General features: G+C 69.8%; 11 protein-coding genes and 3 pseudogenes. 9 read left to right on the top strand and 5 right to left on the bottom strand.

Annotated features, from left to right (window positions below; genetic code table 11):
* Complete coding sequence (locus NWFMUON74_RS17400; protein WP_232111083.1) at window positions 1-480, top strand: HAD family hydrolase; 480 nt, start codon at window positions 1-3, stop codon at window positions 478-480.
* Between the two features lie 34 nt (window positions 481-514).
* Here NWFMUON74_RS17400 and NWFMUON74_RS17395 read toward each other — a convergent pair whose 3' ends face one another.
* On the bottom strand, window positions 515-1,561 hold the full coding sequence (locus NWFMUON74_RS17395; protein ID WP_187688807.1) for a helix-turn-helix domain-containing protein: 1,047 nt from the start codon (window positions 1,559-1,561) through the stop codon (window positions 515-517).
* A gap of 96 nt (window positions 1,562-1,657) precedes the next feature.
* On the opposite strand from NWFMUON74_RS17395, the gene NWFMUON74_RS17390 reads away from it, so the two are divergent.
* Window positions 1,658-2,554, top strand: coding sequence for an alpha/beta hydrolase (locus NWFMUON74_RS17390; protein WP_187688806.1), 897 nt, complete (start codon window positions 1,658-1,660; stop codon window positions 2,552-2,554).
* Between the two features lie 99 nt (window positions 2,555-2,653).
* Here NWFMUON74_RS17390 and NWFMUON74_RS17385 read toward each other — a convergent pair whose 3' ends face one another.
* Window positions 2,654-4,369 (bottom strand): GMC oxidoreductase, encoded by a 1,716-nt coding sequence (locus NWFMUON74_RS17385; RefSeq protein ID WP_187688805.1) that lies wholly within the window; start codon window positions 4,367-4,369, stop codon window positions 2,654-2,656.
* Window positions 4,370-4,547: 178 nt separating this feature from the next.
* On the opposite strand from NWFMUON74_RS17385, the gene NWFMUON74_RS17380 reads away from it, so the two are divergent.
* From NWFMUON74_RS17380 to NWFMUON74_RS17360, 5 genes and pseudogenes are all read left to right on the top strand, one after another.
* Window positions 4,548-5,261 (top strand): TetR/AcrR family transcriptional regulator, encoded by a 714-nt coding sequence (locus NWFMUON74_RS17380; protein WP_187688804.1) that lies wholly within the window; start codon window positions 4,548-4,550, stop codon window positions 5,259-5,261.
* Between the two features lie 612 nt (window positions 5,262-5,873).
* A pseudogene (locus NWFMUON74_RS17375) lies at window positions 5,874-7,448 on the top strand (LCP family protein); the annotation flags it as partial.
* A 27-nt stretch (window positions 7,449-7,475) separates the two neighbouring features.
* Window positions 7,476-8,132, top strand: a complete 657-nt coding sequence (gene lexA, locus NWFMUON74_RS17370) for a transcriptional repressor LexA (RefSeq protein ID WP_187688802.1) — start codon at window positions 7,476-7,478, stop codon at window positions 8,130-8,132.
* Between the two features lie 135 nt (window positions 8,133-8,267).
* Window positions 8,268-9,209: a non-homologous end-joining DNA ligase gene (ligD, locus tag NWFMUON74_RS17365; RefSeq protein WP_232111082.1), complete on the top strand. Its 942-nt coding sequence runs from the start codon at window positions 8,268-8,270 to the stop codon at window positions 9,207-9,209.
* Window positions 9,210-9,367: 158 nt separating this feature from the next.
* On the top strand, window positions 9,368-10,393 hold the full coding sequence (locus NWFMUON74_RS17360) for an alpha/beta hydrolase (protein ID WP_187688801.1): 1,026 nt from the start codon (window positions 9,368-9,370) through the stop codon (window positions 10,391-10,393).
* Between the two features lie 76 nt (window positions 10,394-10,469).
* Here NWFMUON74_RS17360 and NWFMUON74_RS17355 read toward each other — a convergent pair whose 3' ends face one another.
* Window positions 10,470-10,823 carry a MerR family transcriptional regulator gene (locus NWFMUON74_RS17355; protein WP_187688800.1) on the bottom strand — a complete coding sequence of 118 codons (354 nt, stop codon included), beginning with the start codon at window positions 10,821-10,823 and terminating at the stop codon, window positions 10,470-10,472.
* A 128-nt stretch (window positions 10,824-10,951) separates the two neighbouring features.
* On the opposite strand from NWFMUON74_RS17355, the gene NWFMUON74_RS17350 reads away from it, so the two are divergent.
* On the top strand, window positions 10,952-11,794 hold the full coding sequence (locus NWFMUON74_RS17350; RefSeq protein ID WP_197987027.1) for an NAD(P)-dependent oxidoreductase: 843 nt from the start codon (window positions 10,952-10,954) through the stop codon (window positions 11,792-11,794).
* A 19-nt stretch (window positions 11,795-11,813) separates the two neighbouring features.
* Window positions 11,814-11,948: pseudogene (locus NWFMUON74_RS17345) on the top strand (ATP-binding protein); the annotation flags it as partial.
* A 97-nt stretch (window positions 11,949-12,045) separates the two neighbouring features.
* Here the strand turns inward: NWFMUON74_RS17345 and NWFMUON74_RS36880 are convergent.
* Together NWFMUON74_RS36880 and NWFMUON74_RS17335 are read right to left on the bottom strand one after the other, a co-directional pair.
* Window positions 12,046-12,150: pseudogene (locus NWFMUON74_RS36880) on the bottom strand (DUF4158 domain-containing protein); the annotation flags it as partial.
* Between the two features lie 189 nt (window positions 12,151-12,339).
* On the bottom strand, window positions 12,340-13,680 hold the full coding sequence (locus tag NWFMUON74_RS17335; RefSeq protein WP_187688798.1) for a family 1 glycosylhydrolase: 1,341 nt from the start codon (window positions 13,678-13,680) through the stop codon (window positions 12,340-12,342).
* Window positions 13,681-13,732 lie beyond the last annotated feature (52 nt).

The following is a 13,732-nucleotide window of genomic DNA, read 5'->3' as shown; positions in this document are numbered from 1 at the left end:
ATGAGCGCACCGGCAGTGAAATGCCTTGTCTGGGAACTGGACAACACGCTGTGGGACGGCGTGGTGTGTGATTCCACCAGCGGGGCGCTCCGTCCCGACGCCGTGCGCGCCCTGCGCACCCTGGCCCGCCGCGGCGTCGTGCACGCCGTGGCCAGCCGCGGCGAATGGGACTGGACCAGCGACAAACTGCACCGGCACGGCCTGCACGCCGCCTTCGCCGCCGTCGAGGTCGGCTGGGGACGCAAATCCGCGGCCATCGCGCGCATCGCCGACCGCCTGCGCATCGACCTTGCGGCCGTCGGCTACCTCGACGCCGAACCGCTGGAACGCAGCGAGGTCGGCCACGCGCTCCCGCAGGTCCGCTGCTACGCCGCCCGCCACGTCGACGTCCTCACCGCACTGCAGGAATTCCGCGCCCCCGCCTCCACCGCGCCGCCACCCACCTCACCCATGGGTTTCGCCCGCCTGCCCGAGCAGTGACCGTGGCGCCGAATACCGTGCGCGGCAGGCACTCTCACCCGAGATCGGGCGGAATATCGTCGAGCAGCCGCCACATCGTCAAGGCCAGCTCGGCGCGCACCAGCCCGCCGGGCTCGGTGAGCTCGAAACCCAGCGCCTTGCTCACCTGCTCGAGGCGGCGCGCCACACTGCTGTGATGCAGATGCAGCAACTCGGCGGCGCGGCGCAATGATCCGGTGGCGCAATAGATGTCGAGGGTCTCCAGCTCCCCGGCGCCGAGCCGGGCGATCGCCGCGACATCGGGATTGTCCCGGGCCGCGTCCGCGGGGATCCGCGCCAGCAACGCCAGCCCGCCCAGCGCGCCGTACCGCACGACCGGTCGCCGCGCGGTGGTGAAACGCAACGCCGTGCGGGCCTGGCGCCAGCCGTGGTCGGGCCGGTCCGCCTCGCCCAGGCCCGCGCGGACACCCGCCGGGAACGCGTCGAGGTCCACGGCCGCGGCCAGCACGACACCCACCCCCGCCACCGGCGCCGCCTTCACCGGACGCGCCGGGCAGATCGCGGCGCCGACCCGGTCCAGCGGCACCGCCGAACGCACGGCCACCACCCGCACCGGCAGCTCCGCGGCGAAACCCAGCAGCCGCAACGCCCGCGCCCGGCCCGCCTCGTCACCACCCGCGCCGATCGCCAGCTCCACCAGCGCCGGATCGGCCATCGTGGTGCGCGCCGGGCCGTACCGCTCGACCACCGCCGCGGCCGCGATCGCCAGCCGATCCAGCAGCACATCGTCGAGTTGGCGGGCGGTGCCGGTGCGTTCCAGCCACACCGCGCCGATCTCCTCCTCGTCCAGCACGATCGGCACCGTCGCCGCCGACACCGGCGCGGCGGCCCCGGCGGCGCGGCCGTCGGGCGCGAACCGGACCACCCGCCCCGCACCGTGCAGCCTGATCCCCGCCACACATTCGGCCAGCCCCGCCGAGGCGCGCGCCAGCGCGGGCAGATCCACCCGCCGCCGCATCAGCGTGTCGTAGAACATGACCACCCGCAACGCGCCCTCGGCCTGCGAATCCAGTTGCGACAGCCGTTCCACCAGAGCCTCCATGCCCGGAGAATAGGCGCCGATCGGCGCGCGAACCAGACCGCATACCCGACGGACGGCGGATGCCCGCGCGGCGGCGCGGCTGTGAGGATCGAGGGCATGGACCCCGAACTCGAAGCCTTCCTCGCCCTGTTCCCCAAGGCCGACCTCACCGACCCGCTCACCGCACGCGAGAACTTCGCCGAACTGGGCGCCGCGATCCCGGTCCCCGACGTGCCGGGCCTGCTCGTCGAAAACCGCACCGTCCCCGCCGATCCCGCGGTGCCCGTGCGGATCTACCGGCCACAGCACGCCCACGGCGCCATCGTGTGGCTGCACGGCGGCGGCTTCGTCATGGGCGATCTCGACACCGAGCACCCGTGGGCGACCCGCATCGCCGACAGCGCAGGCGCGGTGGTCGTCTCCGTCGATTACCGCCTGGCCCCCGAACATCGGTTCCCCGCCGCCTTCGACGACGCCTACGCCGTGCTGACCTGGACCGCCGAGCACGCCGCCGAACTCGGCATCGACCCCGACCGCATCGCCGTCGGCGGGCACAGCGCCGGAGCCAACCTCGCCGCTGCGATCGCCCTGCGGGCCCGCGACGAACAGGGCCCGCGGATCTGCTTCCAGTTGCTCAACCAGCCCGGCCTCGACGATCGCCAGCAGAGCTGGTCGGCGCGGCAGTTCACCGACACCCCCTGGATGAACCGCGCCAAGGTCACCTCGCTGTGGGGACACTACCTGGGCTCCGCGCCCGCCACCCCCTATGCGGCGCCCGCGCGCGCCACCGATCTGTCCGGTCTGCCCCCCGCCTACGTCGCCGCCGCCGAATTCGACCCCAACCGCGACGAGGACATCGACTACGCGCTGCGGCTGCTGCGGGCGGGCGTGCCCGTGGACCTGCACCAGTGGTCGGGCACCTTCCACGGCTCCCAGGCCATCCTGTCCGCCGAGGTGTCGCAGCGGCAGATCGCCGAACTCGCCACCGTGCTGCGGCGAGCCCTCGCCGGGTGAGACCGGGAAACCCTGCGCCGCAATGGCATCGAGTGCGGTAATGCACTCGATGCAACAGTGCGCGCACTGCCGTCGCCGGTGGGTCGGCGACCCGCCCGCTCAGGCGGTGTCGCGGCGGATCTCGACGATCGGCAGCACCAGCGCCGCGGGCGCCCCGGCGGGCACGACCGGCCGCTGCGGCGCCACCGGCGAGATCCGCTCGTACGGCGCGTGCTGCGGCGGGCGGGTGTCCCGCTCACCCTTGTTCGGCCACAGCGCCGCGGCCCGCTCGGCTTGGGCGGTGATGGTCAGTGACGGATTCACGCCCAGATTGGCCGACACCGCCGCCCCGTCCACCACACTCAGCGTCGGATAGCCGTACACCCGGTGATACGGGTCGATCACGCCGTGCTCGGCATCCGCGCCGATCACCGCGCCGCCCAGGAAATGCGCCGTCAGCGGGATATTGAAGATCTCGCCCCAGGTGCCGCCCGCGATGCCGCCGATCTTGTCCGCCACCCGCCGCGTCACCTCGTTCCCGGCCGGGATCCAGGTCGGATTCGGTTGGCCCTGACCCTGTTTGGAGGTCAGCCGCCGACCGAACAGGCCGCGCTTGGTGTACGTGGTGATCGAATTGTCCAGGTGCTGCATGACCAGCGAGATCACGGTGCGCTCGCTCCAGTTCTTCACCCGCAGCATCGACAGCAACCGCAGCGGATGACGCAGCACCTCCCACAGGAAGCGCAGCCAGCGCGGCACGCGTCCGCCGCCGTCGACCATGAGTGTCTGCAGCAGCCCCATCGCGTTGGAGCCCTTGCCGTAGCGCACCGGCTCGATGTGGGTGTCGGGGGTGGGGTGGATGGAGGAGGTGATGGCCACGCCGCGGGTGAAGTCGCGGCGCGGATCCACCGTGCGCGTCGCCGCCCCGACGATCGACTCGGAATTGGTGCGGGTCAGCTCGCCCAGCCGCGGTGAGAGGTTCGGCAGAATTCCCTTGTCGCGCATCGCGAACAGCAATTGCTGGGTGCCGCGGGTGCCCGCGGCCAGCACCACGTGCCCGGCCGTGTACGACTTCGGCGACTTGCGCAGCCAGGCGCCGGTGCGCTCGGTGTCGACCTGCCACGTCCCGCCGTCCAGCGGCCGTACCGCCGTCACCGTGGTCAGCGCGATCACCTGCGCCCCAGCCTGTTCCGCGAGATACAGGTAATTCTTGACCAGCGTGTTCTTGGCGCCGTGCCGGCAGCCGGTCATGCATTCGCCGCACTCCAGGCAGCCGGTGCGGTCCGGGCCGACACCCCCGAAGTACGGGTCGGACACCCGCTTGCCCGGTTCGCCGAAGAACACCCCGACCGGCGTCTGCACGAACGTGTCGCCCACCCCCATATCCTCGGCGACCTGCTGGAACACCTCGTCGGCGGGTGTGATGTGCGGATTGCGCACCACCCCGAGCATCTTCGTGGCCTGCTCGTAGTAGGGCGTCAGCTCCGCGCGCCAGTCGGTGATGTCGCGCCACTGCGCGTCGCCGAAGAACGGGTCCGGCGGCACGTACAGCGTGTTGGCGTAGTTGAGTGAGCCGCCGCCGACGCCCGCGCCGCCCAGGATCAGCACATCGCGCAGCAGGTGGATGCGCTGGATGCCGTAGCAGCCCAGCTTGGGCGCCCACAGGAATTTGCGCAGATCCCAGCTGGTGTCGGGCAGTTCGTCGTCGGCGAAGCGCCGGCCGGCCTCGAGCACGCCGACCCGGTAGCCCTTCTCCACCAGCCGCAACGCGGTGACGCTGCCGCCGAAACCGGAGCCCACGATGAGCACGTCGAAATCGGTGTCGGGCTGGGCCATGTGCCGCTCCTTGCTCGGTGTCGCCTGTGACGCTGCTTACGTTACTACCGAGTACAGTACCTGTGTCGCGCGGTATCCCATAACGCGACGGGGGTGCTCACCAGCACAATCACCTCCGTCCTGCCGGAAGCGGTGATCGCATGTGGATGCGGTGCTCTCGATATGGCATGGTGGAGGCATGGCCGCCACGACACCGAGGGCGCGCGCCCGCGCCCGCACCATGGCAGACATCGTGCGCATCGGGCGCGAGCACCTGGCCCAGCACGGCGCGGCGGCGCTGTCGCTGCGCGCGGTCGCCCGCGACCTCGGCGTCGTCTCCTCGGCGGTCTACCGGTACGTCAGCAGCCGCGACGAGTTGCTGACCATGCTCGTCGTCGACGGCTACACCGAACTCGCCGACGCCGTCGACGCCGCGCTGGCACAGGCCCCCGCCGATCCGGCCGAGCGGCTGCGCGTGCTCGGGCGCGCGGTCCGCGCCTGGGCGCTGGCCGAGCCCGCGGGTTACGGACTGCTGTTCGGCACGCCCGTGCCGGGCTATCACGCCCCCGCCGAGCAGACCGTCGCGCCGGGCACGCGCGTCATCGGAGCCCTGCTCACCGTACTCGAGAACGCTTACGGCGCAGGGCTTCTCGACGAGCCCGCGCAGCTGCCGCCGGTGTCGGAGCAGCTGGCGGGCGACCTGGTGCGGATCCGCGCGGAATTCGGCCTGGCACTGCCGGATTGGGCGCTGGTGCGCGGAATCTCGCTGTGGACCGGGCTGTTCGGCGCGGTGAGCTTCGAGGTGTTCGACATGTACGGTGCGGACACCTTCACCGACCGCGCCGAGGTGTTCGAACGCCACCTCGACAGCCTGTGCGCCCTGGTGGGGTTGAGCGAGGCCCGGAAGGGGTAGCCGCGCAGTGGATGTGCATTCGGCGCGGTTGTCGTGCAGGATGTCACAACCCGACGAAGCGCTTTCTCAGCTTCTCCACAGCACGATGGTGTGAAACTGTACGGCGAGATGAACGACGAAACCGAACCGATCCCGGTCGTGCCCGACCCGCGCGCCGGTGGTCGCCACGCTCGGCCCGCGCGGCCCGAGTCACCGGCCGCCCCCGATCGGTCCGGACAGTCCTCCGGGCGCACCCGCCGCGAGCCGCCGCCGGGCCGCTCGTCGAATCGCCGCACTCCCGCAACAGATCCAGCACGCAACCCGGCCGAAGCAGGCAGACCGGCACGCGCCGGCGGCTCCCGCCCCTCGGGATCGACCGGAGCGACGCGCCGGGTCAGCGGTACGCGGGCCGAAGGCCCCGGCGACCCGGGCACGGGTGCCACGCGGCGTGTCGGTGCCGCCCGCAAGGACGATCGCGGCGCGGAAACCGGAGCCACCCGCCGCGCGAGCCGGAGCAGGAAAACCGTTGCCGCGGAAGAGGACAGCGCCGCCGGGCGGCACACCCGCACCGGCGCGGCCGCGGCCGTCGATCTCGCCGACCAGCCCACCGAGCAGTACGCTCCCGCCACGCCGAACCGGCGCACCCGCCGCGCGCGGCAGCGCCGCCCCGGCAAGGCGGAACGGGCCGCGCGGATCGCGGGACGGCTGGTGGCCGCGGTGACCGCCGTCGTGGTCGTGTCCGGCACCGGATTCGCCTACTACACCGAGCGCAGCCTGGACCGCGGCTTCACCCGCTCCAGCGTGATCAGCGCCGAGGACGCGGCCGCCCTCGACGGCGACATGAACATCCTGCTCATCGGCCTGGACACCCGTAAGGACCAGAACGGCAACGATCTGCCCAAGGACATCCTCGACCAGTTGCACGCCGGTGACGGCACCGAGGGCGGCTACAACGCCAATTCCCTGATCCTGGTGCACATTCCGAAGGACCTGAAGAAGGTCACCGCCTTCTCCATCCCGCGCGACGACTACGTCGCCGTCAACGGCATTCCCGGCTACGACCACGCCAAGATCAAGGAGGCCTACGGCCTGAAGAAGGCCTACGCCGAGCAGAAACTCGAGAACCAGGGCGTCAAGGACAAGATCGAGCTCGAGCACAAGGGCCGCGAGGCCGGCCGCGAATCCATCGTGCAGACGGTCAAACAGCTCACCGGCGTGCCGATCAACCGGTTCGCCGAGGTCTCGCTGGTCGGCTTCTACCACATCGCCAACATCCTCGGCGGCGTGGACGTGTGCCTGAACCAGCCCGTCAACGACGAGTACTACTCCGGCGCGGTGTTTCCCGCGGGCCCCCAGCATCTGGACGCGGCCAACGCGCTGGCCTTCGTGCGCCAGCGCCACGAACTGCAGAACGGCGACCTCGACCGCACCCACCGCCAGCAGGCGTTCCTCACCTCGGTCGCCAAGCAGCTCAAGGACTCCGGCACCCTCACCAACGTCGGCAAACTGCAGCAGCTCATCAGCGCCGCCCAGGAGGACATCGTGCTGTCGGAGGGCTGGAACCTGCTCGATTTCGCCCAGACGCTGGGCAAGGCCGGCTCGATCCCGATCGAATTCCAGACCCTGCCGGTGAAGGCCTACCAGACCGTCGACGGCCAAGAGGTCAACATCATCGACCCCGCCCTGATCAAGAAGACCGTCCGCGCCGCCTTCGGCGTGCAGGCACCATCGCCCGCCGAACCCAGGACCACACCCACCAGCACGGTCGACGTCGTCAACTCCGGCGGCCCGGACGGCATGGCGCGCAAGGTCTCCACAGCGCTGTCGGACAAGGGCTTTCCCCAGGGCCAGGTCGGCAACGCCGCCGCCTACACCGACGGCTCCAGCTCGGTGGTCTACTACGGCGCCGGTGCCGACGCCGACGCCACCCAGGCCGCCGACATGCTCGGCGGCCTGCCGACCGCGCCGTCCAAGAGCGTCCAGTCCGGCCACGTGAAGATCGTCGTCGGCGCCGACTTCAGCATGCCCGAGGAACTGACCTCCGGCGAAACGAGCACCGGCACAGGCACTTCCAGCGGCTACGGCAGCACGACCGCAGGGTCCTCGGCCACCTCCGCCCTGGGCGCGACGGCCACCGGCGATCCCGCCCCCGACTCGGGTAAGCCGGTCACCACCAGCATCGGCTCCGACATCCCCTGCGTGAACTGAGCCCGCCCCGGCCTCTACGATCGCCCGGTGACCGGATACGACGATGCGTTCGAGCACCTCGACACCTCGACCCTGCCGCCCCGGCAGCAGCGGATCCTCGCCGCCATCCACGACTCGGTGGTGCGCAACGGATATCCGCCCAGCACCCGGGAGATCGGCGCGGCGGTCGGGCTGCGGTCCGCCTCGTCGGTGTCCAAACACCTGAAAGCGTTGGAGGACAGGGGATTCCTGCGCCGCGGCGACAGCATGTCGCGCCCGATCGACGTCCGGCTGTTCCTGCGCTCGGCCGCCCCACGCGACCGCGACGAGGACTCGGTGCCGGTCCCGGTCGTCGGCGACATCGCCGCGGGCACGCCGATCCTGGCCGAGGAGCACACCGACGACGTGCTCACGCTGTCACGCCAACTCGTCGGCCGCGGCACGGTCTTCGCGCTGCGCGTGCGCGGCGACTCCATGATCGACGCCGCGATCTGCGACGGCGACATCGTGGTGGTCCGCCGCCAGCCCGAGGCCCACACCGGCGACATCGTCGCCGCCATGATCGACGAGGAGGCCACCGTGAAGGTCTACCGCCGCCGCGACGGCCACACCTACCTCGAACCCCGCAACCCCGCCTACGACGTGATCGACGGCGACCACGCCGTCATCCTCGGCAAGGTCGTCTCCGTCATGCGCCGCGTCTGAGTCCCGCCCGCCCGCCGGACACGCGCCGCGACCGGCGCTCGCCCGCGCCGGATCAACCGGTCGGTATCGTCCCGATGAGTTGTCTACCAGCGACGTTCGGGTTCGGGAAGGACCGGCGATGGCGGCGAGGCGGGCGTGAGCAGACTGCCGCACTACGCGGCGATGCTGGCGACAGCGGGCACGCTCCCCACCGACGGCCCGCGGTGGAACTACGAGGTCAAATTCGACGGCATCCGCGCCATCGGCTACGTCGAGCGGGAACTGCGGTTGCAGTCGCGCAACGACAAGGACATCACCCCCGCCTGGCCCGAACTGGCCGCCATCGCGCCCGGCGACCCGCCCTTCGTCGTCGACGGCGAGATCGTCGCGTTCGACACCGGCGGCCGCACCTCCTTCGAGGCGCTGCAACCGCGCATGCACCAGCGCAACGCCGGCATGATCCGCGCCCTGGCACAGTCGGTCCCGGCCACCTACATGATCTTCGACCTGCTGCACATCGGCGACCGCTCCCTGGTCGACCTGCCGTATCGGCAACGGCGCGAACTGCTCGAACAACTCGACCTGCGCGGCCCGCACTGGCAGGTGCCCCCGCGCCTGCACGGCGACCCCGCCCACATCCTCGCCGAATCCGGCAGACTCGGGCTCGAGGGCATCGTCTGCAAACGCCTCGACAGCCCCTACCTGCCCGGCCGCCGCAGCGCGCTGTGGACCAAGGTCAAGAACTCCCGCGACCAAGAGGTCGTGATCGTCGGCTGGCGACCGGGCACCGGCCGCCGCGAGGGCCACATCGGCTCACTGCTCATGGCCGCCCACGACGACACCGGCGCCCTCACCTACATCGGCAACGTCGGCACCGGCTTCACCCGCGCAATGCTCGCCGACCTGAAGCAACGCCTGCGCCCGCTGCGCCGCACCACCCCCACCGTGCGCGCCGAGGTCCCCGACGCGGTCTGGGTCGAACCCGAACTGGTCGGCGAGGTCACCTTCACCGAACGCACCAGCGACGGCCGCCTGCGCCACCCCTCCTGGCGCGGCCTGCGCCCCGACAAGACCCCCGCCGAGGTCACCCTGCCCTGACCGGCGCCACTCGCGGCGCGACGCACCGCCCGCGTACGACGCCGCAGGCACGACGGTGGGATACAGTCCGGACGGTACGGAAGTTTCAGGATGCGGTCTAGTCGGCTACGGAGGCGCACGTGGCGGTTGGCAATCGGATCGGAACAGCTGTTGCCGCAATGGTTCTCGCGGCATCGACCGTGGCGGTGGGCGCCGGGCCCGCGACCGCGGACACCGGCGACCCGGTGATCGGGTCCCGCAGCCTGCTCGCGGACCCGCGCTCGGCCGACGGGTCCTACATCACCAAGGCGACCGTGCAGGACGACCGCAACATCCGCCTGTACGTGTACTCCGCGGCCATGGACGACACCTTCGCCGTCGACGTGCAGCGACCCGCCGACGCCTCGGTGCCGCGGCCGGTGCTGTACCTGCTCAACGGTGCCGGCGGCGGCCAGGACGCCGCCACCTGGGACCAGCGCGCGCCCGACGCGCTGCGCTTCCTCGCCGACAAGGACGTGAACGTGGTCCGGCCGATCGGCGGCGCCTGGAGCTACTACACCGACTGGCGCGCACCCGATCCCGTCCTCGGGGTCAACAAATGGAGGACGTTCTTCACCGAGGAACTGCCGCCGCTGATCGACGGGGCACTGGGCACCAACGGGCTCAACGCGATCGCCGGACTGTCCACCTCGGGCACCTCGGTGCTGCAGCTGCCCATCGCCAAGCCCGGCCTGTACAAGTCGGTGGCCGCCTACAGCGGATGCGCGCAGATCTCCGACCCCACCGGCTACACCTTCGTGAACCTCGCGGTGAACGTGTGGGGCGGCGGCAACACCGAGAACATGTACGGTCCGCAGAACGACCCGATGTGGGCCGAGAACGACCCGTACGTGCACGCCGACCAGCTGCGCGGGCTGAACCTGTTCATCTCCAGCGGTTCCGGGCTGCCCGGCCGGTGGGACGGCCTCGACGGCCCCTACACCCTGCCCGGCGTCGGCGGCTGGGCCAACCAGCTCATCGTCGGCGGCGTCATCGAGGCCGCGGTCAACTACTGCAGCCACAACATGCAGGCCAAACTGGACTCCCTCGGCATCCCCGCCACCTACGACTTCCCGCCCACCGGCACCCACTCCTGGGGTTACTGGCACGACGCCCTGATCAAGTCCTGGCCGGTGCTCGCCAAGGGCCTCGAACTGCCCGCCTGAGCCTGACGGTTCGGCGTTCGACTACTTCAGTACCCAGGCGCGGACGATGACGGGGCGCTGCGGTAGCGGTAATGATTCATCGGTTCGTGGCGGCGATGATGGAATCCAGGGCGTGCTGTGCGCTGTTGAGCTCGTCGATGGCGGCGGAAATCCTGTCGCGTTCGCGGTGCAGATCGGCGAGCAGGTCCGGGCAGGCCGCAGCGAGCCCGCCATCGGTGTCGATGGTGCAGGGCAGGACATGAGCGATGGTGGCAGTGTTGAGGCCTGCGGCCAGCAGCGTGCGGATGCGGTGGACCCGGTTGATGTCGCTGTCGCGGTAGCTTCGATAGCCGCTCGGCTCGCGAAGGGGCGCTAGCAGGCCCTGTTCCTCGTAGTAACGCAGCAGTCGTTGGCTGACTGCTGTCCGTTCCGACAGTTCACCGATGCGCATCGTGGTTCTCCGGCTTGACTCTCACATCCATGTGAAGGATTAGCGTAGCCGAACCAAGCCTTTCGCCCACGTCTCGGTGGGCAGCAACGCGGAGAGAAGACATGATGCTTACACCTGTGGGGATATCCGTGACCGTGCTCGGACGCGGCGTCCGAGCAGAGGCGATGGCCGAAGCTCTGGCGACGGACAACGCGGTCACGTTCTGGGACGAGCACAGCGACGCCCCTCATCCGCGCTCGATTCGGCGAGCGGATTCACTACATGCAGCTCTCGACGGTGCGTCCCTGGTCGTTGTATGCGTCGATGACTACGACGCTGCGGCTCGGATCCTCGGGCGAGCTGAGCAGCACATCACCTCCCGCGACGTGGTGAACGTGACCTCAGGCACCAGTGTGCAGGCCCAGCAATTGGCCGCTTGGGTGGGCGAACGTGGCGGCCGGTACCTCGACGGTGCACTGATGGCGCATCCCGAACATGTCGGCAAGCCCGAGACAGTGCTGGTGTACAGCGGTTCCGAAGAACTGTTCGCACATCACGAACGACTGCTCGGGCAGCTGGGTAGCGCGACGTATCTGGGGCCGGACCCCGGCACGGCGGCGCTCTACGACCTCGCGATGCTGAACTTTGCGTGGGCCACCCTGATCGGATACCTGTACAGCGCAGCTTTGCTGCGCACGGCCGAGGTTCGCGCAACAACTACGGCCCCACTGCTGAATCACTGGATGTCGACAACGATCGCGTCGGTCATCGCCGACTACGCCCAACAGATAGACAACGGTCGGTACCCCGGCGATGGGGAATGGCTCGAACTCGACGCACCCCTCATGGACCACCTCATCCAAGCCGCCCAAGAGCGCGGCATCAACACAGAACTTCCCCAACTCATCAGATCGCTCACGCACGGGGGCATCGAAGCCGGCCATGGCAGAGACAGTTTCGCAAGCCTGATAGAGATCATCGCCAGCTCCTGAGAACCCGATGCGGGGTTCCGGTAGTAACGTGGTCGCTGCGGCCATGATCGACCGCTTGGCCCACCACGCCGAGGTCCGCACTCTCGCAGGCGATTCCTACCGCACCCGCCGACGCCGAGCCCTGCTCGCCAAGGACAACCGCACCGGCGACTGAACCGCCAAAGCTGACCCCTACCAACTCCCGAAAGTTGACCCGGGATCAGCATCCACGGTTCGCCTGGGGGTCAGCCTTCGCGCGTTTGTCGACAGGTGGCGAAGCCCAATCGATTGCTGTCGCGGCGGCGTTCAGCGATTAGCTCGTGGTCCTGGTCGTCGAGATGGAAGAACCGCTGCCGCTCGACCCAGGACAACACTCCGAACTGGCCGTACCCGGCGTCGCACCCTCATCCTGCACAGCCGCTCATGAAACCGTCAGCGCGGCAACAATGCTCACCGATCTCCCGAAACGGTGCTCAGACCACCTGATCTGGCTTAGCGTGAGTTTTCACGCCACTGGACCCCACATGCCTTCTCCGGCCCCCGCGGGGCACACCCGGCAGCGCGGGTCAGGGGGCCGGAGATTCGGGGTCGACGGTGACCGGCTCGTCGCAGCTGGCGGGCGGGTCCACCTGAGAGCACTCGACCGGGCCGCGGGTGGGCCGGTAATCCGCCGGGACACCTCCGGTCCGCGTCAGCGTGGCGTACGCCTCGACCGCGTCGGTGGGATGACGGGTCAGCGTCGGATCCTGCTCGGCGTCGACGGTGTAGAGCCCGAAACGCGGTGCGTAACTGCCCCATTCGTAATTGTCGGTGAGGCTCCAGTAGTTGTAGCCGCGCACGTCGATACCGTCGGCCTTGGCCCGCTGCAGCCAGTAGACCGTGTCGCGCAGGTGATCGACGCGGGTGTAGCCGTCCGGGCGCGGCCGCCCGTTCTCGGTCGGCATGCCGCTCTCCACCACGTAGAGGGGTTTGCCGGGAAAGAGCCGGGCGTAATGGCGCAGCGCGTAATAGATGCCCTCGGTTTGCAGGGGGAGCTCCCACATGGCGGGGCTGCCGGCCGAGGTTTCCCCCGCGGCGCTGTGGTCGTCAGGGCCGAAATAGTAGTCGACGCCGAGGAAGTCGAGCTTGTCGGCGACCAGATCGACGAAGGGCTGATTCACCTCGGTCTCCATCCCGGGCACGTAGCCGAGATTGCTGGTGACCTGCGCGTCGGGCTGGTTGTGGTGGATGGTGTCGTAGATCTCGTTGTGCACCTGGGCGAGTCGCTCCCGCATCAGCGGTTCCTCGCCGGGGCCGAGCGCGCCGATGCGCAACTCGGTGCCGATGTAGGCGGCCGGTTCGTTGATCGTCACCCAGATCGGCTTGCGCGAGGCGAAGCGGTTCACCACCTTCCGGGCGTTGGCCAGCCAGTCCTCGACCATGCCCGGATTACGCCAGCCACCGCGGTCGGCCGCCCAGCCCGGATACACCCAGTGGTCGAGGGTGATCATCGGGGTCATGCCGTAGGCGATGATCTTGTCGACCATCCGGTCGTAGACCTGGAAGGCGTGCTCGTCCCAGCCGTCCGGGGTCGGCTGCACCCGTGCCCATTCCACGCTCATCCGGAACACCTTCACCCCGAGCCGGGCGGCGTGGTCGATGTCGTCGGTGTAGAAGTCGAGGAACCGCACCGAGTCGCGGTAGTCGTCGACCGCGCCGGATTCGATGAAACGACTCCAATTGCTGTCGGGCACAGCGCCTTCGGACTGGAAGCCGGAAGCGGCCACACCCCAGAGGAAATCGTCGCCCAGCGGCGGCAGGGCACCGGCGTGGGCGGCCGGGGCGATCCAGGTCAGACCGGGCACCAGCAGGGCCGCGACGGCGGCGGCAGACGCCGCCAGGGCGTGGCGGCGATTCGACTGTCGCATTCCAGCAATCGTAGCTGGACAATTGCTGAAAACTCCGGCGGCGGTCGGCGTG

The sequence above is a fragment of the Nocardia wallacei genome (assembly GCF_014466955.1).
In the GTDB taxonomy this organism is placed as follows: domain Bacteria; phylum Actinomycetota; class Actinomycetes; order Mycobacteriales; family Mycobacteriaceae; genus Nocardia; species Nocardia wallacei.
Note: the sequence above shows the minus strand (reverse complement) of the source record. Positions and strands in the feature narration are given on the sequence as shown.

What these genes read in the sequence shown, in the direction of transcription:
- NWFMUON74_RS17390 (WP_187688806.1), top strand. Translation starts at nt 1,658, where the DNA reads ATGGACCCCGAACTCGAAGCCTTCCTCGCCCTGTTCCCCAAGGCCGAC.
- NWFMUON74_RS17355 (WP_187688800.1), bottom strand. Translation starts at nt 10,823, where the DNA reads ATGCGCATCGGTGAACTGTCGGAACGGACAGCAGTCAGCCAACGACTG.
- NWFMUON74_RS17395 (WP_187688807.1), bottom strand. Translation starts at nt 1,561, where the DNA reads ATGGAGGCTCTGGTGGAACGGCTGTCGCAACTGGATTCGCAGGCCGAG.
- NWFMUON74_RS17385 (WP_187688805.1), bottom strand. Translation starts at nt 4,369, where the DNA reads ATGGCCCAGCCCGACACCGATTTCGACGTGCTCATCGTGGGCTCCGGT.
- NWFMUON74_RS17335 (WP_187688798.1), bottom strand. Translation starts at nt 13,680, where the DNA reads ATGCGACAGTCGAATCGCCGCCACGCCCTGGCGGCGTCTGCCGCCGCC.
- NWFMUON74_RS17360 (WP_187688801.1), top strand. Translation starts at nt 9,368, where the DNA reads ATGGTTCTCGCGGCATCGACCGTGGCGGTGGGCGCCGGGCCCGCGACC.
- NWFMUON74_RS17380 (WP_187688804.1), top strand. Translation starts at nt 4,548, where the DNA reads ATGGCCGCCACGACACCGAGGGCGCGCGCCCGCGCCCGCACCATGGCA.
- NWFMUON74_RS17400 (WP_232111083.1), top strand. Translation starts at nt 1, where the DNA reads ATGAGCGCACCGGCAGTGAAATGCCTTGTCTGGGAACTGGACAACACG.